Source organism: Janthinobacterium longum (assembly GCF_051380735.1).
Lineage (GTDB): Bacteria > Pseudomonadota > Gammaproteobacteria > Burkholderiales > Burkholderiaceae_D > Janthinobacterium.
This window is the reverse complement of sequence record NZ_JBNYXQ010000010.1, coordinates 149,237-169,543: the sequence shown is the minus strand read 5'-3', so window position 1 is coordinate 169,543 and position 20,307 is coordinate 149,237. Positions and strand designations below refer to the sequence as shown.

17 protein-coding genes are annotated in these 20,307 nt (G+C 60.7%); 7 read left to right on the top strand and 10 right to left on the bottom strand.

Annotated features, from left to right (window positions below; translation table 11 throughout):
* Positions 1-21: 21 nt before the first annotated feature.
* The 4 genes from ACQ4WM_RS21500 to ACQ4WM_RS21485 all read right to left on the bottom strand — a co-directional run bounded on the left by ACQ4WM_RS21500 (position 22) and on the right by ACQ4WM_RS21485 (position 4,866).
* On the bottom strand, positions 22-744 hold the full coding sequence (locus tag ACQ4WM_RS21500; protein ID WP_436548683.1) for an ABC transporter ATP-binding protein: 723 nt from the start codon (positions 742-744) through the stop codon (positions 22-24).
* Positions 738-2,702 (bottom strand): branched-chain amino acid ABC transporter ATP-binding protein/permease, encoded by a 1,965-nt coding sequence (locus tag ACQ4WM_RS21495; protein WP_436548682.1) that lies wholly within the window; start codon positions 2,700-2,702, stop codon positions 738-740. Before ACQ4WM_RS21495 ends, ACQ4WM_RS21500 begins: the two co-directional genes overlap by 7 nt.
* Positions 2,703-2,709: 7 nt before the next feature.
* Positions 2,710-3,600, bottom strand: a complete 891-nt coding sequence (locus ACQ4WM_RS21490; protein WP_436548681.1) for a branched-chain amino acid ABC transporter permease — start codon at positions 3,598-3,600, stop codon at positions 2,710-2,712.
* 108 nt (positions 3,601-3,708) lie between these two features.
* On the bottom strand, positions 3,709-4,866 hold the full coding sequence (locus ACQ4WM_RS21485) for an ABC transporter substrate-binding protein (RefSeq protein WP_436548680.1): 1,158 nt from the start codon (positions 4,864-4,866) through the stop codon (positions 3,709-3,711).
* A 311-nt stretch (positions 4,867-5,177) separates the two neighbouring features.
* On the opposite strand from ACQ4WM_RS21485, the gene ACQ4WM_RS21480 reads away from it, so the two are divergent.
* Positions 5,178-6,086, top strand: a complete 909-nt coding sequence (locus ACQ4WM_RS21480) for a hypothetical protein (RefSeq protein WP_436548679.1) — start codon at positions 5,178-5,180, stop codon at positions 6,084-6,086.
* Positions 6,087-6,101: 15 nt separating this feature from the next.
* Positions 6,102-6,518: a hypothetical protein gene (locus tag ACQ4WM_RS21475; protein WP_436548678.1), complete on the top strand. Its 417-nt coding sequence runs from the start codon at positions 6,102-6,104 to the stop codon at positions 6,516-6,518.
* On the opposite strand, the gene ACQ4WM_RS21470 is transcribed toward ACQ4WM_RS21475, so the two are convergent.
* Both ACQ4WM_RS21470 and ACQ4WM_RS21465 read right to left on the bottom strand, forming a co-directional pair.
* The gene (locus ACQ4WM_RS21470; RefSeq protein WP_436548677.1) at positions 6,519-6,971 is read right to left on the bottom strand and encodes an SEL1-like repeat protein; all 453 of its coding nucleotides are present in this window, start codon (positions 6,969-6,971) and stop codon (positions 6,519-6,521) included.
* A 44-nt stretch (positions 6,972-7,015) separates the two neighbouring features.
* A complete protein-coding gene (locus ACQ4WM_RS21465; RefSeq protein ID WP_436548698.1) occupies positions 7,016-9,028 on the bottom strand; it encodes a bifunctional 2',3'-cyclic-nucleotide 2'-phosphodiesterase/3'-nucleotidase in 2,013 nt (670 codons plus the stop codon).
* Positions 9,029-9,144: 116 nt separating this feature from the next.
* On the opposite strand from ACQ4WM_RS21465, the gene ACQ4WM_RS21460 reads away from it, so the two are divergent.
* The 4 genes from ACQ4WM_RS21460 to lysS all read left to right on the top strand — a co-directional run bounded on the left by ACQ4WM_RS21460 (position 9,145) and on the right by lysS (position 13,392).
* The gene (locus ACQ4WM_RS21460; RefSeq protein WP_436548676.1) at positions 9,145-9,690 is read left to right on the top strand and encodes a hypothetical protein; all 546 of its coding nucleotides are present in this window, start codon (positions 9,145-9,147) and stop codon (positions 9,688-9,690) included.
* A gap of 349 nt (positions 9,691-10,039) precedes the next feature.
* Positions 10,040-11,144 (top strand): peptide chain release factor 2 gene (gene prfB, locus ACQ4WM_RS21455; RefSeq protein WP_436548675.1). Its coding sequence is split into 2 segments (ribosomal slippage): positions 10,040-10,120 and positions 10,122-11,144, totalling 1,104 coding nucleotides; the frame shifts between segments, so codons are not numbered across the junction.
* A 15-nt stretch (positions 11,145-11,159) separates the two neighbouring features.
* Positions 11,160-11,840: an HAD family hydrolase gene (locus tag ACQ4WM_RS21450; RefSeq protein WP_436548674.1), complete on the top strand. Its 681-nt coding sequence runs from the start codon at positions 11,160-11,162 to the stop codon at positions 11,838-11,840.
* A 22-nt stretch (positions 11,841-11,862) separates the two neighbouring features.
* Entirely contained in the window at positions 11,863-13,392 is a 1,530-nt protein-coding gene (lysS, locus tag ACQ4WM_RS21445; RefSeq protein WP_436548673.1) for a lysine--tRNA ligase, read from the top strand.
* A 43-nt stretch (positions 13,393-13,435) separates the two neighbouring features.
* On the opposite strand, the gene ACQ4WM_RS21440 is transcribed toward lysS, so the two are convergent.
* The 4 genes from ACQ4WM_RS21440 to ppnN all read right to left on the bottom strand — a co-directional run bounded on the left by ACQ4WM_RS21440 (position 13,436) and on the right by ppnN (position 18,487).
* Positions 13,436-14,530 (bottom strand): sulfotransferase family protein, encoded by a 1,095-nt coding sequence (locus ACQ4WM_RS21440; RefSeq protein WP_436548672.1) that lies wholly within the window; start codon positions 14,528-14,530, stop codon positions 13,436-13,438.
* Between the two features lie 39 nt (positions 14,531-14,569).
* Entirely contained in the window at positions 14,570-15,196 is a 627-nt protein-coding gene (cysC, locus tag ACQ4WM_RS21435) for an adenylyl-sulfate kinase (protein ID WP_436548671.1), read from the bottom strand.
* Between the two features lie 19 nt (positions 15,197-15,215).
* The gene (locus ACQ4WM_RS21430) at positions 15,216-16,955 is read right to left on the bottom strand and encodes a methyl-accepting chemotaxis protein (protein ID WP_436548670.1); all 1,740 of its coding nucleotides are present in this window, start codon (positions 16,953-16,955) and stop codon (positions 15,216-15,218) included.
* 161 nt (positions 16,956-17,116) lie between these two features.
* Positions 17,117-18,487: a nucleotide 5'-monophosphate nucleosidase PpnN gene (gene ppnN / locus ACQ4WM_RS21425; protein ID WP_436548669.1), complete on the bottom strand. Its 1,371-nt coding sequence runs from the start codon at positions 18,485-18,487 to the stop codon at positions 17,117-17,119.
* Positions 18,488-18,796: 309 nt separating this feature from the next.
* Here ppnN and ACQ4WM_RS21420 point away from each other — a divergent pair, with 309 nt between their 5' ends.
* On the top strand, positions 18,797-20,302 hold the full coding sequence (locus ACQ4WM_RS21420; RefSeq protein ID WP_436548668.1) for a peptide MFS transporter: 1,506 nt from the start codon (positions 18,797-18,799) through the stop codon (positions 20,300-20,302).
* Positions 20,303-20,307: the final 5 nt, after the last annotated feature.

Below are 20,307 nucleotides of genomic sequence, written 5' to 3'. Positions count from 1 at the left end.
GCCAGCGGCATGTCACCCGCATCAATGCCCGCCGCCCAGATACGCCGCGATCACCTTGGGATCGGTTTTCAGGCTTTCGGCCGGGCCATGTACCGAAATGCTGCCGTTTTCCAGCACATAGCCGTAATCGGCCACGTTCAGGGCGGCGGCGGCGAACTGCTCCACCAGCAGCATGGTCACGCCTTCGCTCTTCAGGCGCGTGATAATGCGGAACACTTCCTCGACCAGGATGGGCGCCAGGCCCATCGACGGTTCGTCCAGCAAAATCACTTCCGGGTTCAGCATCACGGCGCGCGCCATCGCCAGCATCTGCTGCTCGCCGCCGGACAAGGTGCCGGCCAGCTGGTGCTGGCGCTCTTTCAGGCGCGGAAACAGTTCCAGTGCCTTCTCCAGGTCGCGCTTGATATCGCCCCTGGGGCGCGCCCTGGTAAAGCGGGGAAAGGCGCCCAGCAGCAGGTTGTCGGTGACCGACATCGAGGCAAACACGCGCCGCCCTTCCGGCGAATGGGCCAGGCCGGCGCGCGCGATTCGGTGCGAGTCGAGGCCCGTCACGTCCTTGCCGCCCAGGGTAACGCTGCCGGACCTCGGTTTGATCATGCCTGAAATGGCGCGCATGGTGGTGGTCTTGCCGGCACCGTTCGAGCCGATCAGGGTTACCAGCTTGCCTTTCGGCACTTCCAGGGAAATACCGTGCAGCACTTCCACTTTGCCGTAGGCGGCGTGCAAATTGTTAATGGTCAGCATGGTGTTCCTCTCAGTGGGGCGGTGGCCAGGGTTTCGTCGCTGCCGCCCAGGTAGGCTTCGATCACTTTCGGATCGCTCTGCACCGCACTCGGGATGCCTTCGGCTATCTTCTGGCCGAAGTCCAGCACTGTCACCACGTCGGACAAGGCCATCACTACGTCCATATGGTGCTCGATCAGGATAATGGTGATGCCGTGCTCGCGGATCTTGCGGATAATCGCCATCAACTCCTTGATATCGGGCGCGGTGAGTCCGGCGGCTGGTTCATCGAGCAGCAGCAGGCGTGGATTGAGCCCCAGCGCGCGGCCGATTTCAAGAAGCCGCTGCTTGCCGTACGGCAGGTTGCGCGCCTCTTCGTTGGCCAGGTCCGCCAGGCCGACGAATTCCAGGATGCTGGCGGCCCGCGCGCGCGCCGCCTTTTCTTCGCGGCGGTAACGCGGCGTTTGCAGCATCACGTCCAGCACATTCGACTGAAACGTGTTGTGCAAGCCCACCAGCACGTTTTCGGTGGCCGTCATTTCGCCGAACAATTGCACATTCTGGAAGGTCCGCGCCACGCCACCGAGGGCGATTTCGGACGGCGTGCGTCCGGAAATCACGGCGCCGGCAAATTCCACCTTGCCGGCGGTCGGCTTGTAGATACCGGTCAGCACATTCATCATGGTGCTCTTGCCCGAGCCGTTCGGCCCGATCAGGCCGTGGACGGAACCCTGCGTGACGTTCAGGTCGACCTGGTTCAGCGCTTTCAGGCCGCCGAACTGCATCAAGGCCTGGTCGACCCGCAACAGTGTCGCACCTTGAGCGCCACCTTGCGCGGGGCCAAGCTGGGCAAATGGCGCCACGCCGCTGGCGGCCACGGCCTGTACATGGCGCCGGCCCTTGCCGACAAAGCTCATCAGGAAACCAACGATGCCGTCCTGCAGGTAGTACACGACAAACAGGGTCATCAGGCCGAAGATGGTCAGGCGCCAGTCGACCATATTGTCGAGCTTGTAAGAAAACGCGGCCAGGCCAATGGTGGCCACCACCGGCACGATCACGCCACGCACGGTGTTGCGTTTCTTTGCCAGCATAAAGACGGATCCGATCACGCCCAGCACCGCGGCAGCCACCGCAATCTTGCGGAACAGTTCGATGTCCGACAGCAGGCTGGGCAGCATCACGACAATCAGCGCGCCGATCAATGAACCGGAACGCGTCTTGCGCCCGCCCATGATCACGGCCAGCAGGAACAATATCGTCAGCTCGAAGTTGTAGGTATTCGGCGAAATATATTCTTCCGAATACGCATACAGGCTGCCGGCCAGGCCGGCGAAACCGGCGCTGATGACAAACGCATACACCTTGTAGCGGTACACCGACACCCCCATGCAGTCGGACGCGATCGGGCTGTCGCGCAGCGCTTCGAAGGCGCGCCCCAGGTTCGATTTCAGGATGCGGTGCACCACGATCAGCGAGATCACCATCAGCGCCGCCACCATATAGTAATACTCGACCTCCGACAGTTTATGGCCGAACATCGACGGCTTGTGGATCTTGATGCCCATCGGGCCTTCCGTCAGGAAGCTCATTTCATTGATCAGGATTTGCACGATGGTGCCGAAGGCCAGGGTCACCATCGCCAGGTAGGGCCCGGTCACGCGCAGGGCCGGCAAGGCCAGGATGGCGCCGAACACGGCCGCACCGAAGATGCTGGCCGGCATGGCCAGCCAGAATGGCAGGCCCAGCTTGAACACCAGCACGCCGGTGGCATACGAGCCGATACCGAACAGGCCGGCGTGGCCGAGCGACACCTGGCCCGTGTAGCCGACCACGATATCGAGGCCGAACAGCAGGATGGCGTAGATCAAAATGGTCTCGGCCAGATGGATGTAATAGGGGTTGGGAATGACGACCGGAAACAGCGCGAGCACGGCCAGCCCGGCGACAGACAGTGCCAGCTTGGTGAAATTGTTCATGGTTCCCTCAGACTTTCTTGATCGCGGCTTTGCCGAACAGGCCGGACGGCTTGATGGCCAGCACCAGCAATAACAGCAGCAGGCCCGGTACTTCCTTGAAGCCGGTGGAGATGTAGTAGCCGGTGGTGGTCTCGGCGATGCCCAGGATCAGGCCGCCGACTATCGCGCCCATGCCCGAGGTCAGTCCGCCGATAATGGCCACCGCGAACGCTTTCAGGCCCAGCGAAGCGCCCATGGTGGCGCCGGTCAGGGTCAATGGCGCGACCAGCACGCCGGCGAACGCGGCCGTGGCGGACGACAGCGCATACGAAAACGTGATCACCATGCCGGTATTGATGCCCATCAGACCAGCTGCATCGCGGTCGTTGGCGGTGGCCACCACAGCCTTGCCGTAGATCGACTTGCGGTTGAACAACTCGACCGCCAGCATGATGGCCAGCGCGCCGATAATCACGGCCACCTGCATCTGCTGCACGTTGGCGCCAAACAGCTGGAACGGCGCGGAACTGAGCGGCGAGGGAAACATCAGATCATCCTTGCCCCAGATATTTTCCGCCACGTTTTTAAAGATGATGGCCAGCGCGATGGTCGACATGATCCAGCCGAATTCGGACTTGATCTTGATCGCCGGGCGCACGCCGATCCACTCGACGAACACGCCTTGCAGCGCACCGAAGGCGATCACGATGGGGATCATCAGCAGATAACTCATGTAGGGGCCGCCGTGAATGCTGCCCACCAGCGACAGGCCGACCAGCGCGCCGAGCATCAGGGATTCGCCCTGGCCGAAATTGAGCGTGCCGGACGTGGCAAAGGTGAGTTGGTAACCGAAGGCGATGACGGCATAAATCATGCCCAATGCTACGCCGCTAAACACTAGCTGCAGGAAGATTTCCATGGTATTCCCCGTGTGGCGGCAGCCTGGCAGCTGCCGACGGACGATAAACGAATGGCCAGGCTTGAATCAATCAAGGCTGGCCACAGGGCAGGTCTAGCCGAGGTGTGCTTATTTCGCCTGGACGACCTTGCCATCCTTGACTTCGCCAAATACGGTCAGGTCGGCGGTGATCGCCTCATGGTCGGTCTTGCTGAACGGTTTATTGTAGGTAGTGACAGCTCCTTCCACTTTTTCCGTCAGGTTTTCCAGTGCGGCGCGCACTTTCGGGCCGTCCGTACCGCCTGCCTGCTTGAAGGCGGCCGCCAGCAGGTAGATGGAATCGTAGCCTTGCGCAGCCGACACGGCCGACGGCATGCGCCCGCCGGACGGCTTGTAGGTGGCTACATAGGCATCGATAAAGGCTTTGCGCTTGGGTGTGCTGGCATCCTGGATAAAGGTTTGCGGCATGCGCGTGCCGTTGCCGTTCTTGCCGGCATTGTCGATGAAGTTGCCCATGGCCAGGGTCCAGCTGCCGATCAGCGGCACTTTCCAGCCCAGTTTTTCCATGCCGTTGGCGATCTGCGCCAGTTCCGGGCCAATGCCGTAGGTCAGCACCACTTCCGCGCCGGCCTGTTTCGCCTTCAACAGCTGGGCCGTCATGTCGACGTCCTTGATATTGTATTTCTCGACCACCACCGCCTTCAGGCCTTTTTTGTCGAGCGCTTTTTCCAGGTCTTCGCGACCCAACTGGCCGTAGTTGGTGGAGTCGGCCAGGATCGCCACTTTCTTGAAATTGCGGCGCGTGACGGCTTCCTCGACGATCATGTGCGACTGGATCTGGTCACTGGCGGCGTTGCGGAAGATATAGTTTTCAGGCTGATCGGCAAATTGCCTTGTGATGATGGAGCCGGTAGCCACATTGTTCATCACGGGAATCTTGGCTTCCTGGTAGAAGCGCTGCGAGGCCAGCGCCACGCCGGTGTTGATATAGCCAACGGTGGCGGCGACTTTTTCCTTGTTGATCAGTTCCTGGGCGATCTGCACGCCGCGTTCGTTCTTGGCTTCGTCGTCGCGTTCGATCAGCAACAGCGAACGGCCCAGCACGCCGCCCTTGGCATTGATTTCCGCCACGGCCAGCTTCACGCCGTCACGCATCGACACGCCCATCGGCGCCGAGCCGCCGGTGAACGGACCGGACACGCCGATCTTGATGGGGTCGGCTGCCACGGCCGCTTGCGAGAAACCCAACACCAAACTTGCCACGAGCAATTTCTGTTTGAACTTCATTGTCATCTCCTCTGATACAACGTTTTTAAGCCACTTATTCTTATAGTCGTACGCTGGATAACCGCCCCATCGATAAATCATTGTAGGGTAGTAATGTGGCACCAGCAACAACTACATATGACGCGTCGCAGCATATCAAAAACAACATATTTCCAGAATCGCTGTCAGTATTTTGTAAGGAATCTGTGCAGCAAAACTGGCATAGGCAAGCCCTTCAAACGAACTGATCTGGCGCAAAGTGATGCCGCGCGGCTATGCTAAGGTCGGCCATGCCAGCGCGCGTGCGCAGGTTTTTTCCACCTGGAGGCCTTATGCGACATCCCGCCTTTTTTTCGTCCCGCCTGGTCTTTATCGGCCTGCTGGCAGTCTTGTTCCTGAGCGGCTGCGCCAGCAAGCTGGCATCCGTGCGCAGCGTAGGCGAACAGACGCAAAAGCTGTCTGCGGCGGCCCACCCCATGCTGGCGGGTGCGGCCGACAGCTGCATCGCCAAGGCCATGCGCCGGCAACTGATCATGGCCACGCGTTTTGACGCGCAGGCCAGCGAACAGGCGGCGCGCCAGCGCTGCGCCATGGAAGAAAAGATGAGTCCGCGCCTGGTGGCGCTCAACGACGTGCTGGTTGCCTACGGCAAGGTGCTGGTGGACACGGCAGATGGCAAGCTGCCTTCTTACAAGGAGCAGTTCAAGGGACTGGGCGATGCGCTGCAAGGGCTGGAACAGCCAGGCGGAGGCGCGCCGCTGCTCGACGCCAGCCAACTGTCGGTGGTGATGAAACTGGCGCAATACATGAGCACCTTGGCGACGCAGCGCATGCAACAGGCCAGCCTGCGCGAGCTGCTGGCGCACCAGGAGGCCATCACCATCACCAGCAATGCATTAAAGGAGTACGCGCTGCGCATCCACCTGCCCAATCTGCGCGAGGAAGCGCGTGAAGTGGACCAGTTGCGCGGCGCCGTCGGCGCCATGGCGGGCACGGAACCGTTGGCCGCCAACTATGTCGGCACCCATCTGTATCAGGAACGCAAGCAGTTGGCCCAGCGGCAGGAATCCGCCACCGCCTATGCGCAGGCGATCGACGCCATGCAGCAAAGCCTGGCCGGACTGGCCACCCACCTCGCGAATGCGCAGGATCCGCAATGGCAGGCACAGCTCGACACCTTTGCGCAGCGCGTGGCAAGGCTGGAACGCCAGGCCGCCCTGCCCTCACCCTCGCGCTGGTAATAACCGGAGAACCTTATGGCCACGCCCCATGCACTGACGAAAGAAGAAACCTACGCCATCGCCGACAGTCTGGCCCAGGCCTCGAGCCTGATACTGGAATTGCGTATCCACCAGCGCGCCAGCCTGTCCGAGGAAGAGCAGGTGCTGCTGGAAAAACATGAAGACCACCTGGACATGCTGGTGTCGCTGTTTCGCGCCTATGGCATTTATCTGATCACCGAAGACGCGCGGCAGGCAAGCCGCGAGCTGGAACAGGCGATAGCCAAGGGCAAGGCCAGGCTCAAGCGCATCACCGATATCAAGGCTGGCATCGACACGGCAGCCAAGCTGGTCGACCTCGGCGCGGCGATCTTGTCGCGCGACCCGGTAGCGCTGGTGGAAGCGGCCGCCGGCCTGCGCAGCAAGCCGAAGAAAGACGAGCCGGCAAGCTGATTACGGCTCCGGCTGGCGGTGCCCCATCGCGTGTTCCGCCATCCTGAAATACAAGGCCGACTGTTTCTGGTCCGGCGCATAAGCCATCGTTCCTTCCTGCAAGGCGATGGCTTTTTGCATCAGGGCTTCCGGGTATTCCAGCGCGCAGGCGGCGTCGAGCCACTGGCGCGCCCTGGCTGGATCGCTGCTGGCAAGCATGTTGGCCGCGATAAACATGGCCGGCGCCACCTGGCGCTCCCCTGCCAGTTCCAGCCAGCGCAAGGCGGCAGTGCTGTCCTGTTCGCCACCCATGCCATTCTTGAGCATCAGCCCCAGATAATAGGCCGCTGCGCCGCTACCCTCGCCAGCGGCCTGTTCGAACAGTACTCGCGCCTGTGGACCACCCGCCTCGCCCGAGCGCATCAGGGCCTTGGCCTGGTCCACTTGCGCAGCCGCATCCAGGGCGTCAGCCATGGGAGCGGCGATCAGCATCAAGGCGACCAGAACAGCCTTGAAGCTCACTTCGACAGGTCGAGCTGGTACAGCGCAAAGCCCTTGCCGGTGCCATCATCGGCTTGCAACAGGGTCACATTGTCGATGCCGGCCGCCTTCGCCAGCTCAAGCACCTTCGGCGCCGTATGGAACACTACCGGGCCCCGGGTGGCGACCCTGGCAAAGCGCCAGCTGCGCGCAGCGCCGTTTTTCGCGCGCGTCAGGTTTTTTTCTTGCGTGACATAGGCGATCAGCAAGTCGCGGTTGTTATCGGGCGAGGCCAGCACCGTTTTGCTGCCGTCCAGGCCAGGGAAATTGCCGCCGCCGCTGGCGCGGTAGTTATTGGTAGCAATCAAAAATTCCTGCTGCATGTCCACCGGTTTGCCCTGGTAGCTCAAGCTCTTGATGCGCTGGCCGGGCGGCTGCGTCACGTCGATCTCGTAGCCGACGTCCTTGCTGGTGATGGTGTCGAAATTGTAGCTGGGGTGGGCTGTATTGATCAGCTCCTGCGGCGCCGTCTTGTCCGGGTCTATGGTATTGAAACGCCGGGCCGAGTGTTCCAGCCAGTCCTTCAGTTGCGCGCCCGTCATCTTGACGCCGTACAGCGCGTTCGGATACAGGTACAGGTCGGCTGCATTGTTAAGCGCCACATTGCCGGCTTTGACATCGGTGTAATCGGTGACGCCGGCCGAGCCGCTCTTGAATGGCGACGACATCGACAGCACCGGCAAGTTGGCATACTGCGGCAAATTGGCTTTGACATAGGCGGCCAGGTAGCCGGCCTGGGCCTGATTCACCACTTCGATGGCGCTGATATCGCCCACGTCGGCAAAATAGGTCGACATGCGGAAGTCCGTCGAGCCGACTGGCGTTTGCACATAGGCGATGGTGGCCGCATGTTCGGCGGCAACCAGCCTGGCGATTGCCGGATCGGCCTGGACGTAACTCTTGTCGGCGTTCTGGATGCCGCGCGCTTCGACCGTCGTTTGCGACTTGTCGATCACCCATTGCTTGCCGTCATGGCGCAGGCGCAGGCCGATTACGCCCAGGTGCTTGCCCCACAGATTGGCCATCACGGTCGGCACGCCATTGACCAGGCCTTTGACCTTGTCGACACCAGGCAAGTTAAATTGCGGCACGCTGCTGGTCGCGTTCGGGAACAGCTGGTGCGAATGGCCGATCAGCATGGCGTCCACGCCCGGCACTTGCGACAGGTAATAATTGCCGTTTTCCATGGTCGGCGAGTAAGGACTGTTGTCCAGGCCACCGTGCGAAATCGCCACCACCAGCTCGGCACCCCTGGCGCGCATTTCCGGGATGAATTTTTCCGCCGTCTCGCGCACGCCTTGGGTATACACGCGCCCTTCCAGCCAGCGCTTGTCCCACGACATGATGGTGGGCGGCGCAAAGCTGATGATGCCGACCTTTACGGTGCTGGTGATGGCTTTGCCATCGGCGCCCACGGCCGTGATCTGCTTGTCGATGATGTGGTACGGCGCGAACAGCGGCTTGCCGCTTTTCACGCTGTAGACATTGGCCAGCACTTGGGGAAACTGCGGCCCTGCGCAGCGCGGTTTGGCCGCATCGACGCTGTCGACGTCGAAGCGGTTGCCTGTCACCTGGCTCAGGTAAGCCAGGCCGTAATTGAACTCGTGGTTGCCGATGCCGCCGCCATCGACCTTCAGCAAATTCATGGCCTTGTAAATGGCCAGGGTCTCGTCGCAGGCCAGCGGTTTGACCAGCGCCTGGTAATCGGCCAGCGCCGTGCCCTGGATGGTATCGCCATTGTCGAACAGCAGGTTGTTCGGGAACTCCGTACGTGCCTGCGCGATCCGGGCCGCCGTGCGTTCCAGGCCGATCGAGGGCTCGGCCTGCAGCTTGTAATAATCATAGCTGAGCACATTGGCGTGCAAGTCCGTCGTTTCCAGCAACGCCAGGGTAGCGGTGCTGCCGGCCGGGGTGGCAGCAGGCAAGGTGCTGCAGGCTGCCAGCAGGACGGGTGCGATCGGGAGTATGAGCAGGCGCAAGGCAGTCGACATGGCAGGGGCAGAATAGGTAAAACTGGCTATCATACGCGCCGCTCCCCTTGCAGACAATCGACGCACCCCAGCTGTTGACCCCCAGCACGGCGAACCGGCACACCACAGGAAGGTTGATGATGGATCTCTATCGAAAGTTCATCGATATCGAAGTCCAGGCAGACGGCGAGGGCAGCGTGAGCAATACCCTGAAAGCCGACATTTTGCTCGCGCCCAAGCGCAAACAGCCGGTATTCGTCCAGACCATCGAAGGCGATGGGCCCACCAAACTGCTTTGGCTGCGCATCAATGACAAAACCTTTGCCACGTATGACTTCCAGGTAGTGCCCCATAGTCCACGCAGCATGAAATTGACGCTGGACCTGACCGAGCACATCAATCCCCATACCGGCAGCGCGCGCCTGGAACGGGCATTCAGGAGCGAGCAGAATATGCACAGCGAACCATTCATCAACGCCACCCTCACGCGTTTCATCAATGGCGCGGTGATCAAGACGCGCATCAGCGACGGTTATCACATACGTTTTATCAATGACAGCATCGAAATGGCCAATGACGATCCGGTCGCCGATACCGACGGCTATCTGCGCTGGGTACTGGCCGTGCCGGGCAAATTGCTTTTGCCCGGACAGGGGTATACATTGGTGATCATCAAGGAGTAATCCTCAAGGAGCATGTGATGATACTGGCGACCAAAGAAACCATCTGAAGCTTGCACAGCATGCCTGCCATCGTGGCAAGGCAGTTCTGTCGCATTGTCCTGATTGCCCAGCTGCTTCGCGCATCGGGCAAAATATTACCTGCCTTGCATGTAAACGCCACATATCTGCGCACCGCCACATATCTGCACACTTTCCCGCACTTTCCCGCACTTTCCCACGTATCGATCGCGTAACCAGCATCGGCTTGATTACGCACGATTAATTCCTGCGTACCGCCACGTGAAGCCCGGCTTGTGTGCGCTGTAGCGTATAATGTGAGGTTTGATTACACTACTAAAAGACCAAAATCATGGAAGCCGAACGCATCAATATCATCTCCGCCCTGCTCGCTGACCTGACTGTCCGCGAAGCCGAACTTCGGAGGTATCTTTGACTTCACTGTCAAGTCGGAGAAACTAGAGCAAGTCAACGAAGAACTGGAAGACCCTACCGTCTGGAACGATCCCAAGCGCGCCCAGGATCTCGGTAAAGAGAAGAAGGCCCTTGAAGCGATCGTCTTTACCCTGACCAAGGCGGACGCCGACCTGAGCGATACCAAGGACCTGTTCGCCATGGCGCGCGAAGAAGGCGACGACGAGACGCTCGAAGCGATCGAAGTCGACGTGGAAGAAATCCGGAAGGTCATCGAAAGCATGGAGTTCCGCCGGATGTTCAACAATCCGATGGACCCGAACAACTGCTTCATCGACATCCAGGCCGGTGCCGGCGGTACCGAAGCCCAGGACTGGGCCTCGATGCTGCTGCGCCAGTACCTGCGCTATTGCGAACGCAAGGGCTTCAAGGTTGAGATCCTTGAACAATCCGACGGCGAAGTGGCCGGCATCAAGACCGCCACGCTGAAAGTCGAGGGCGATCACGCCTATGGCTTCCTGCGCACGGAAACCGGCGTACACCGCCTGGTACGCAAGTCCCCGTTCGATTCGGCCAATGGCCGCCATACCTCGTTCACTTCGCTGTTCGTGTACCCGGAAGTCGATGACTCGATCGAGATCGACGTCAACCCGGCCGATATCCGCGTCGATACCTACCGCGCCTCGGGTGCCGGTGGTCAGCACATCAATAAAACCGACTCCGCAGTGCGCATGACGCACGCGCCGACCGGCATCGTGGTGCAGTGCCAGAACGACCGTTCGCAGCACCGCAACCGCGCCGAAGCGATGGAAATGCTGAAAGCCAAGCTGTACGAACACGAACTGCGCAAGCGCATGAGCGAGCAGCAAAAGCTGGAAGACTCGAAGACCGACGTGGGCTGGGGCCACCAGATCCGTTCCTACGTGCTGGACCAGTCCCGCATCAAGGACTTGCGCACGGGTTTTGAGACCGGCAACACCAAGGGCGTGCTCGATGGCGACATCGACGAGTTTATTTCCGCTTCCCTGAAACAAGGCGTATAAAAGTTGACTTCACAGATGACCAATTCCCAGCGTGCATTGATCTTTGACATGGACGGCACCATCGTCGACAACATGGCCTTCCACACCAAGTCGTGGCTGGAGTTTTTCCGGCGCCGCGGCCTTGTGATCGACCCGGATGCGTTTTTCCTCGACACGGCAGGACGCCAGGGCCATGAAATCATGCGCAGCTACCTGGGCGAAGATGTCGACCATGTCACCCTGAACGCCGAGAAGGAAGCACTGTACCGCGAACTGTATGCACCGCACCTGGCCACCGTGCCGGGCTTCGACGCGCTGATCGCCAGGGCCGCCGCTGCCGGCGTCAAGCTGGTGGTGGGTACTGCCGCGCCCAATGAAAACATCGTCTTCACGCTCGATGGCCTCAACTTGCGCAGCAAGTTCGACGCCATCGTCGGTGCCGGCGACGTTGCGCGCGGCAAGCCGAACCCGGACGTCTTCCTGGCCGGCGCAGAAAAAGTTGGCGTACTGCCGGCCGACTGCATCGTCTTCGAAGACGCGCCGCTGGGCGTGGAAGCGGCGCGCCGCGCCGGCATGCGCGCGGTGGTCCTGACCACCACCCTGCCCGCCTCGGCATTTGCCGAATTCGACAATGTGATCTGCATCGCCGCCGATTTTTCCGAACTCGATCTCGACGCATTGTTTGCCAGCACGCCGGCCATGGCCAACCCCATTTAATCAACAAGAACAGACCACAATCATGACCACGGACATCCAAGAACAAGCCGCCGCCCCCGATGAAAACAAGATCATCGCCGAGCGCCGCGTCAAGCTGGCCGCCCTGCGCGAACAAGGCATCGCCTTCCCGAACGATTTCCGCCCTGAAAACAAGGCGGCCGATCTGCACGCGCAATACGGCAGCAAGACGCGCGAAGAGCTGGAAGCCGAACCTGTTAGCGTGGTGCTGGCCGGGCGCATGATGCTCAAACGCGAAGCGGGCAAGAAAGCCGCGTTCGCCACCCTGCAGGACGCCTCGGGCGCGAAGGCCGACGGCCGCATCCAGATCTACGCCACGCTGGACCTGACCGGCGAAGCAGCCATGGCCGCCCTGCACCACTATGACCTGGGCGATATCCTGGGCGTGACGGGCACCCTGTTCAAGACCAAGACCGACGAGCTGACCATCAAGGTCACGCAACTGCGCCTGATCACCAAGTCGCTGCGCCCGCTCCCGGACAAATTCCACGGCCTGGCCGACCAGGAAACGAAATATCGCCAGCGCTACGTCGACCTGATCATGAACGAAGAGACGCGCCGCACCTTCAAGGCCCGTACCGCGGCCATCTCGTCGATCCGCCGCTTCATGGAGAAGAACGAGTTCATGGAAGTGGAAACGCCGATGCTGCACACGATACCTGGCGGCGCTGCGGCAAAACCGTTTGTCACGCACCACAATGCGCTGGACATGGAAATGTACCTGCGCATCGCACCCGAGCTGTACCTGAAACGCCTGGTGGTGGGCGGCTTTGACCGCGTGTTCGAGATCAACCGCAACTTCCGCAACGAAGGCGTGTCGATCCGTCACAATCCTGAATTCACGATGATGGAATTCTACGCGGCCTACACCGACTACAAATGGCTGATGGACTTTACCGAAGCGGTCATCCGCCAGGCCGCCATCGACGCCCACGGCACCGCCACCCTGACTTACGGCGGGCGCGAACTGGACCTGGCAAAACCGTTCCACCGCCTGACCATCGTCGGCGCCATCAACAAGTATGCGCCGCACTACACGACGCAGCAGCTGAACGACGCCGCCTTTATCAAGGAAGAACTGAAGAAATTCGGCGTCAAACCGTTCGCCACCGCCGGCCTGGGTGCACTGCAATTGGCGCTGTTCGAAGAAACGGCGGAAGCCCAGCTGTGGGAGCCGACGTACATCATCGATTACCCGGTTGAAGTGTCGCCACTGGCGCGCGCCTCCGACACGGTGGCCGGCATTACCGAGCGTTTCGAATTGTTCATGGTCGGCCGCGAAATCGCCAATGGTTTTTCCGAGCTGAACGACGCCGAAGACCAGTCGGCGCGCTTCCTGGCCCAAGTGGCCGCCAAGGATGCCGGCGACGAAGAGGCGATGTTCTACGACGCCGACTATATCCGTGCGCTGGAATACGGCATGCCGCCAGCCGGCGGCTGCGGCATTGGCATCGATCGCCTGATGATGATCATCACGGATTCGCCCAATATCCGTGACGTGCTGCTGTTCCCTCACCTGCGCCGCGAGGAATAATCAGCAGGACAGGCCGGCAACCTCGCCGGCCTGTCCTGCTGATTCAGTCGGCTACCTCGAACGACATGGGGTCAAGCTCATCGAGCTTGCTGCCGAGGTTTGATGCCGGCTGTGTCGCGTGCCGCTCCAGGCGCGCCTGCAATTGCGCCAGATAGTCGGCGCGGCAGCGACGCAGCGCAAAATCGCGAAAATTGCTTTGTTCCAGCTCGCGCCATGCCCGCTCTCTGCCCTGGTTCGAGCGCTCCAGCGCCGCAGCGAGCGGCCCGGACGAGATTGCACTACCGCCACCACAGCTCAGCCGTTCATAGTCATAGCGCTCCATATAGTCGCCAGCCAGCGTTTCAATCACCGCGATTTCCTCGTCCGACAGCTGCTGCCTGAATTTGTCGATATTGGCAGTGATCGGCGCATGGCTGTTCGACGACCATAAGGCCGACAACTGCGACAGCTGGCGCGCCTCCCTGGAAGCGACGATGTCTGTCATCCGGGGCAAAAACTCGATCTCCAGGAAATGGCATACCTGTTCCAGCGTCGCCTGCTGCTGCGACAGGAAGTCTTCGTAGCGGATGGTCAGCACACGGCCAGGATAGCGCGCCGTTACATGGTCGGCGGCGCGATGCGCTGCTACCCAGGTGTGCGCGTTCAGCAGCGTGTCAAAATCGTGGATAATGGCGCGGTTCATCGAGGCGACCTGGGCGCGCGGGTCGCGCACCATGTTAATGAACAGCATGTCCGGATGAAGTGTCATCAGCTCGTCGGCGTAATGCACGCTGTCGAGCGACTTGTCCATCACTACGCTGGCACCACGGCGCTGCCCTGCGCGCTGCAGCAGCTCCCAGACGATGCTGTGCACGCTGCGCGGCTGGTACCGGATCGTCTCGAAGATCTCGACCGGATCGAACGCCACGTCCGGCCATTTGACCATGCTGGACGCCTGCAGGCCGATCACGTCGACCACCAGGCGGAAGTAAGCATGATCGCTGGCCAGGTCGCCATACAGCGGCAGCAGGGGCATCAGGTCGACAATGTGCAGCGGATAGGGAGCGTAAAACTGCGGCGACATATTCAGCCGAAGGCGCAGCGCATGGCTGCCACAGCGGCGCAGCGGTATCATCATGACAGGACGTGGACGCAGCATGGCAGCTTTCAGTGAAACTTCGATTCGGGATGAAGGCGCTCAGGCCAGGCGCTGCGACAGGTGCGACAACAGGCGCTCGCAGCACGCATCGAGCGACAATGCGCCGCCATCGAGCGCCAGTGCCGGCAGCAGCGGCGCCTCGTAAGGCGCCGAGACGCCGGTAAATTCCGGGATCAGTCCGGCCCTGGCCTTCTTGTACAGACCCTTGGGATCGCGCTCTTCGCACACGGTACGCGGCGTGCTGACATGCACCTCGACAAAATTGTCCTCGCCTATAATGCGGCGCGCCATATCGCGATCAGCCCGCAGCGGGGAAATAAATGCACACACGACAATCAGCCCGGCGTCGTTCATCAGGCGCGCCACCTCGGCGCTGCGGCGGATGTTTTCCTGGCGGTCCTGTGCCGAAAAGCCCAGGTCACTGTTCAGGCGAAGCCGCAAATTGTCGCCGTCGAGCACGCAGGCCGAACGTCCCGCCTGTATCAGGCGCTGCTCCAGCGCGCACGCCAGGGTCGACTTGCCGGCGCCGCTCAGGCCCGTCAGCCATACAGTGGCGGGGCGCTGGCCGCCATGCAGGCGGCGTTCTTCGGCGCTGACCAGGCCGGCATGCCAGAAAACCTGCGCTCCACCACCCTGTGCATCACCTGTATTACTTGTCGTTGTCATGTTGACTTTCAGGTCAGTGTCAGAACTGTTCCCAATCGGATTCAGCAACCTTGGCCACCTTGGCCAGGGCGGGCTTGCGCATTGCCACCACGCGTGACGCCGGAGCCCGCTGCTGTATGGCGCGCTGTGCCGGGGCGCGCGGCGCAGTCGCCGCCAGTGCAACCCGTGGCGCGTGCGTTGCACTGGCAGCGGCGCCAATCTGGAACACGCTGACCACGTCATTGAGGCTGCTGACTTGCTGCTGCATGGCCTGCGAGGCGGCCGCAGCCTCCTCCACCAGCGCGGCATTCTGCTGGGTCACATTATCCATCTGCGTGACGGCGATATTGATCTGCTCAATGCCGGACGACTGTTCCTGGCTGGCCGACAGGATATCGGACATGACATCGGTCACCCGCTTGACGCTGGTCACCACCTCGTGCATGGTGGAACCGGCCTGTTCGACCAGGCGGTTGCCGACCTGCACCTTGTCGACAGAATCGCTGATCAGCGTCTTGATTTCCTTGGCCGCCGCCGCCGAGCGCTGGGCCAGGTTGCGCACCTCGGTGGCGACGACGGCAAAGCCGCGACCCTGCTCGCCTGCCCGCGCCGCCTCGACTGCGGCGTTCAGCGCCAGGATATTGGTCTGGAAGGCAATGCCATCGATGACGGCAATGATATCGACGATCTTGCGCGCCGAACCGTCGATGGCGGCCATGGTGTCGACCACCTGCGCTACCACCGCGCCACCTTTGACAGCCACATCGGAAGCCGATGTAGCCAGGGCGTTGGCCTTGTGGGCGTGTTCGGTATTGATGCGTACGGTACTGGTCAGTTCCTCCATGGACGACGCGGTTTGCTCCAGCGTGCTGGCCTGCTGCTCGGTACGCGAAGACAGGTCCAGATTGCCCGAGGCAATCTGGCCGGCGGCGGTGGAGATCGATTCGGTGCTGCTGTGGACCTGCCGGACGATCAGCGCCAGGCTGTCGCGCATCGAGCGCATGGCGAACATCAGGCTGTGCTTGTCACCGGCGTGCGGCTCGATATGGACGACGAGGTTGCCTGCAGCGATCTGGCTGGCGATCTCGGCAGCCTGGCCCGGTTCGCAACCGAGCTGGCGGGTAACGCCGCGGGTGATCAGGAACGCGGCAACGGCGCTGGCGATCAGCGCAAGCGCGCCGGTGACCAGCATCAGCGTGCGCGCGCTGTCATACGCCGCCGCCGCCGCCGTCGTCGCTTCAACGTTCTGTTTTTCCTCGATGGCGATCAGTTTGCGGATCTGTTCCCACCAGGCTTTTTGCACCGGCCGGAATTCGTAGCGCAGTATTTTGTAAGCTTCGTCCTGTTGCTGTCCGCGCGCCAGCGTGGTGGCGCGCTCGATAAAGGGCGCCGCCAGCGCAGCCTGCTTGGTGATCTGTGCCAGCAGGTCTTTTTCTTCGCTCGACGTGCCTGACAGCGAGCCGAACATCGTCGTCAATTGTTCCTGCGCCTTGGCATATTTGCGCTCCTGCGCGGTAATCCGGTCGACCTCGATCTGGATTTCCTTTGCTTCCTTCAGCAAAATCAGGTTGCGCATGGCCAGCGCCCGTTCGGTGACAGTCAGGTCCATGGCCTGCGCCAGCCGCGTTTCAACATCGTTCACCTTGCTGATCTCGTCCATGCGCGCCTGCATGTCGCGCATGCTGCTCAGCCCCAGCACGATAACCACCACCAGCAGCATGGCGACCAGGCCGAAGCCCATGCCAAGACGTGTTGCAATTGTAAGCCTGTCCAGTTTCATACGATATTGCCCCCAAGGCTTGCACCAAACTTTTCCGCATAAGGATATGCGGTTAAAGCATTAGCGTGGAGCAATATTAAAGCGTATTGCAGGCAAACAATCTAGCCAAAAGTAACAAGTGCACACAATGCGACATAATAAGCACGCCCGCACAGTTGCTGCTATTGAATCACGGTATAGCACGGCACATAGGCCGTGCCGGCCAGCTTCATGCGGTGCTGCGCCACGAACGAGGCCAGCAGCGAGTCCATCGGCCCCATGATGTCCTTGTCGCCGTGGATCTCGAAGTTGCCGTATTGCTCGATCGAGCGGATGCCGTCGTCCTTGACGTTGCCGGCCACCACGCCCGAGAACGCACGTCGCAACTGGGCCGCCAGCAGGTGGGTCGGCTGGTTCTTGTGCAGGCTCAGGTTACGCATGTTTTCATGCGTGGGATGGAACGGCTTCTGGAATTCGTGGTCAATTTTCAGCAGCCAATTGAAATAATAGGCGTCGCTGTGCGCCTTGCGGAACTCACGCACCTGCTTGATGCCTTCCAGCATTTCCCGCGCCACCAGTTCCGGGTCGTCGATAATGATCTTGTAGCGCTGCTGCGCTTCCGGGCCCAGGGTGTCGTGAATGAACTGGTTGATTTGCACGAAGTATTCGCGCGAGGTTTCCGGCCCCGTGAAAATCAGCGGAAACGGAATCTCGGCATTTTCCGGGTGCAGCAAAATACCAAGGATATACAAAATTTCCTCGGCCGTGCCGGCGCCGCCCGGGAACACGACAATGCCGTGACCGGCGCGCACGAACGCTTCCAGGCGTTTTTCGATGTCCGGCATGATGACCAGGTCGTTGACGATCGGGTTCGGCGATTCGGCGGCAATAATGCCCGGCTCGGTAATGCCCAGGTAGCGGCCGTTGTGCAGCCGCTGCTTGGCGTGGCCGATGGTGGCGCCCTTCATCGGCCCCTTCATGGCGCCCGGGCCACAGCCAGTGCAGATATCGAGGCCGCGCAAGCCCAGCTGGTAGCCCACTTCCTTCGAATAATTGTATTCGGCGCGGTTGATCGAGTGGCCGCCCCAGCACACCACCAGGTTCGGGTTCAGCTGGGTTTGCAGCACATTCGCGTTGCGCAGGATATGGAACACGGCGTCGGTTACGCCTTCCGTGCTGTGCAGGTCGAATTTAGGGTTGCCCGTCACTTCGTCGCTGACAAAGATAATGTCGCGCAACACGGCAAACAGATGCTCGTGGATGCCCTTGATCATTTTGCCGTCAACAAAGGCGATTACCGGCGCGCCCTTGATGTCGAGCTTGATGCCGCGCTCGCGCTGGATAATCGAAATCTCGAACGATTCATAGCGTTCCAGCAAGGCGCGGCCATCGTCGATGGTGCTGCCGCAATTGAGCACCGCCAGCGCGCAGCGGCGGAACGTGTTGTACAGGCCGCCCTGGCTGGTGTCGAGCAATTTGTTGACTTCAGTCTTGGAGAGCACGTCCAGGCGGCCTTCCGGTGAAACCAGAGCATCGATAACGTCGTGTTCCATAATGCGAAAAATCCCTTTAAAAATCGATCCTCGGATGTGTTGCACTGCCAATATACGACAAGTCGGCCCGCTTGTGCTGCACCGTGGAGAAATCGGCCCCGGCCCACTTGCATGCAAACCGGTTTGACCAATATGAAACAACGTTCTTGCCAATGCAAATCGAAACCTTCGCCCAGCGCAATTTGTAGATTAGAATGCCTGCCTATTGGAATTGCCATGCTGCCGGTACTTCACAAGAGTGCAGGCAGTGCGCCACCTTCCATATGGTTGTTTTATCGATTGACTATAATAATTTTCAGGAGGAACCGCATGAGCGGTGCGACTACGCCCAACAAGGAAGCCGTAATTCCCGAGTTCAAGCAGATCATGGGCCACCCCAGCCCACTGTGGATGTTGTTCATGACTGAATTCTGGGAACGCTTCGCGTTCTACGGAGTTCGCTGGGCGCTGGTCCTGTATATCGTTGCCCAGTTCCATGGTGGCGATGCGTCGGGACAGGCTGCGGCCAACCTTACCTATGGTTCCTTCCTCGCGCTGGTGTATGCCGGCGCCCTGTTCGGCGGCTATATCGCCGACCGCGTGATCGGTTACCAGCGTTCCATTCTGCTGGGCGCCATCTTCATGGCTACCGGCCTGTTCTGCATCGCCGTGCCAAACCAGGATATTTTCAACCTGGGCCTGGCCACCATGATCGTCGGCAACGGCATGTTCAAGCCGAACATCTCGACCATGGTCGGCAAGCTGTACACCACCGCCGATCCGCGCCGCGACAGCGGCTTCACGATCTTCTACATGGGCATCAACCTGGGCGCCATGATCGCTCCCGTGTTCACCCAGTGGCTGGCCGAATCGGTCTTTGGCACCGGCGGCATGCCGTCGTACAAGGTGGTATTCATGGCAGCCGGCGTCGGCATGCTGATCAGCCTGGTATGGTTCTATATCGGCCGTGCCGCGCTCAAAGGCATCGGTGCACCGGAAGCGCACGCGGGCAACCCGATGCGCGTGGTCTGGGTGGCGCTCGGCTGCGTGTGCGTGATTCCCGTGATGTACTTCCTGCTGACCGTTGGCGCCGCCAACCTGCAAATCGTGCTGACCGTGCTGTTCGTCGGCCTGGCCATCATGCTGATGATCGAAGGCATCCGCAACGGCAAGGTCGCGCGTGACAAGACCATTGCCATGCTGGTGATTTTCGCTTTCAACATCCTGTTCTGGATATTCTTCGAACAGGCTGGCAGCTCGTTTACCTTCCTGGCCGAGAACATCGTCAACCGCGACCTGGGCTTCTGGATATTCCCGACCGCCTACTTCCAGAGCGTCAATTCGGTGGCCATTATCGTCTTCGCACCGATCATCGCCGCCGTCTGGGTGTTCCTGGCACGCCACAACGTCAACCCGTCGATCCCGCGCAAATTCGGCCTGGGCTTGCTGGGTAACGCGATTGCGTTCGGCCTGCTGATCTTCGCACTGTCGAGCTTGGTTAGCGCCGACAACAAGATCCCGTTCTGGACCCTGTTCATGGTGTATGTAATCCAGTCGATCGGCGAGCTGTGCCTGTCGCCGATCGGCCTGTCGATGGTCACCAAGCTGGCGCCGGTACGCCTGGTCGGCTTGGGCATGGGCGGCTGGTTCCTGTCGACCGGCATCGGCAACAATCTGTCGGGCATGTTTGCCAGCTATGTCAGCGGCGAGAGCGGCATGTCGGCCCAGTCGGCACTGGCCGGCTACACCGTCGGCTTCTGGTCACTGCTGGGCGCTGGCCTGGTGTTGTTCCTGATCGCACCGCTGATCAACAAACTGATGCACGGCGTGAAGTAATTCAT

Excerpts from the sequence above, each read along its gene's own strand:
- ACQ4WM_RS21490 (WP_436548681.1), bottom strand. The coding sequence starts at position 3,600 with ATGGAAATCTTCCTGCAGCTAGTGTTTAGCGGCGTAGCATTGGGCATG.
- ACQ4WM_RS21470 (WP_436548677.1), bottom strand. The coding sequence starts at position 6,971 with ATGGCTGACGCCCTGGATGCGGCTGCGCAAGTGGACCAGGCCAAGGCC.
- ACQ4WM_RS21420 (WP_436548668.1), top strand. The coding sequence starts at position 18,797 with ATGAGCGGTGCGACTACGCCCAACAAGGAAGCCGTAATTCCCGAGTTC.
- ACQ4WM_RS21430 (WP_436548670.1), bottom strand. The coding sequence starts at position 16,955 with ATGAAACTGGACAGGCTTACAATTGCAACACGTCTTGGCATGGGCTTC.
- lysS (WP_436548673.1), top strand. The coding sequence starts at position 11,863 with ATGACCACGGACATCCAAGAACAAGCCGCCGCCCCCGATGAAAACAAG.
- ACQ4WM_RS21450 (WP_436548674.1), top strand. The coding sequence starts at position 11,160 with ATGACCAATTCCCAGCGTGCATTGATCTTTGACATGGACGGCACCATC.
- ACQ4WM_RS21500 (WP_436548683.1), bottom strand. The coding sequence starts at position 744 with ATGCTGACCATTAACAATTTGCACGCCGCCTACGGCAAAGTGGAAGTG.
- ACQ4WM_RS21465 (WP_436548698.1), bottom strand. The coding sequence starts at position 9,028 with ATGTCGACTGCCTTGCGCCTGCTCATACTCCCGATCGCACCCGTCCTG.
- ACQ4WM_RS21475 (WP_436548678.1), top strand. The coding sequence starts at position 6,102 with ATGGCCACGCCCCATGCACTGACGAAAGAAGAAACCTACGCCATCGCC.
- ACQ4WM_RS21480 (WP_436548679.1), top strand. The coding sequence starts at position 5,178 with ATGCGACATCCCGCCTTTTTTTCGTCCCGCCTGGTCTTTATCGGCCTG.
- ppnN (WP_436548669.1), bottom strand. The coding sequence starts at position 18,487 with ATGGAACACGACGTTATCGATGCTCTGGTTTCACCGGAAGGCCGCCTG.
- ACQ4WM_RS21440 (WP_436548672.1), bottom strand. The coding sequence starts at position 14,530 with ATGCTGCGTCCACGTCCTGTCATGATGATACCGCTGCGCCGCTGTGGC.
- ACQ4WM_RS21485 (WP_436548680.1), bottom strand. The coding sequence starts at position 4,866 with ATGAAGTTCAAACAGAAATTGCTCGTGGCAAGTTTGGTGTTGGGTTTC.
- ACQ4WM_RS21495 (WP_436548682.1), bottom strand. The coding sequence starts at position 2,702 with ATGAACAATTTCACCAAGCTGGCACTGTCTGTCGCCGGGCTGGCCGTG.
- cysC (WP_436548671.1), bottom strand. The coding sequence starts at position 15,196 with ATGACAACGACAAGTAATACAGGTGATGCACAGGGTGGTGGAGCGCAG.
- ACQ4WM_RS21460 (WP_436548676.1), top strand. The coding sequence starts at position 9,145 with ATGATGGATCTCTATCGAAAGTTCATCGATATCGAAGTCCAGGCAGAC.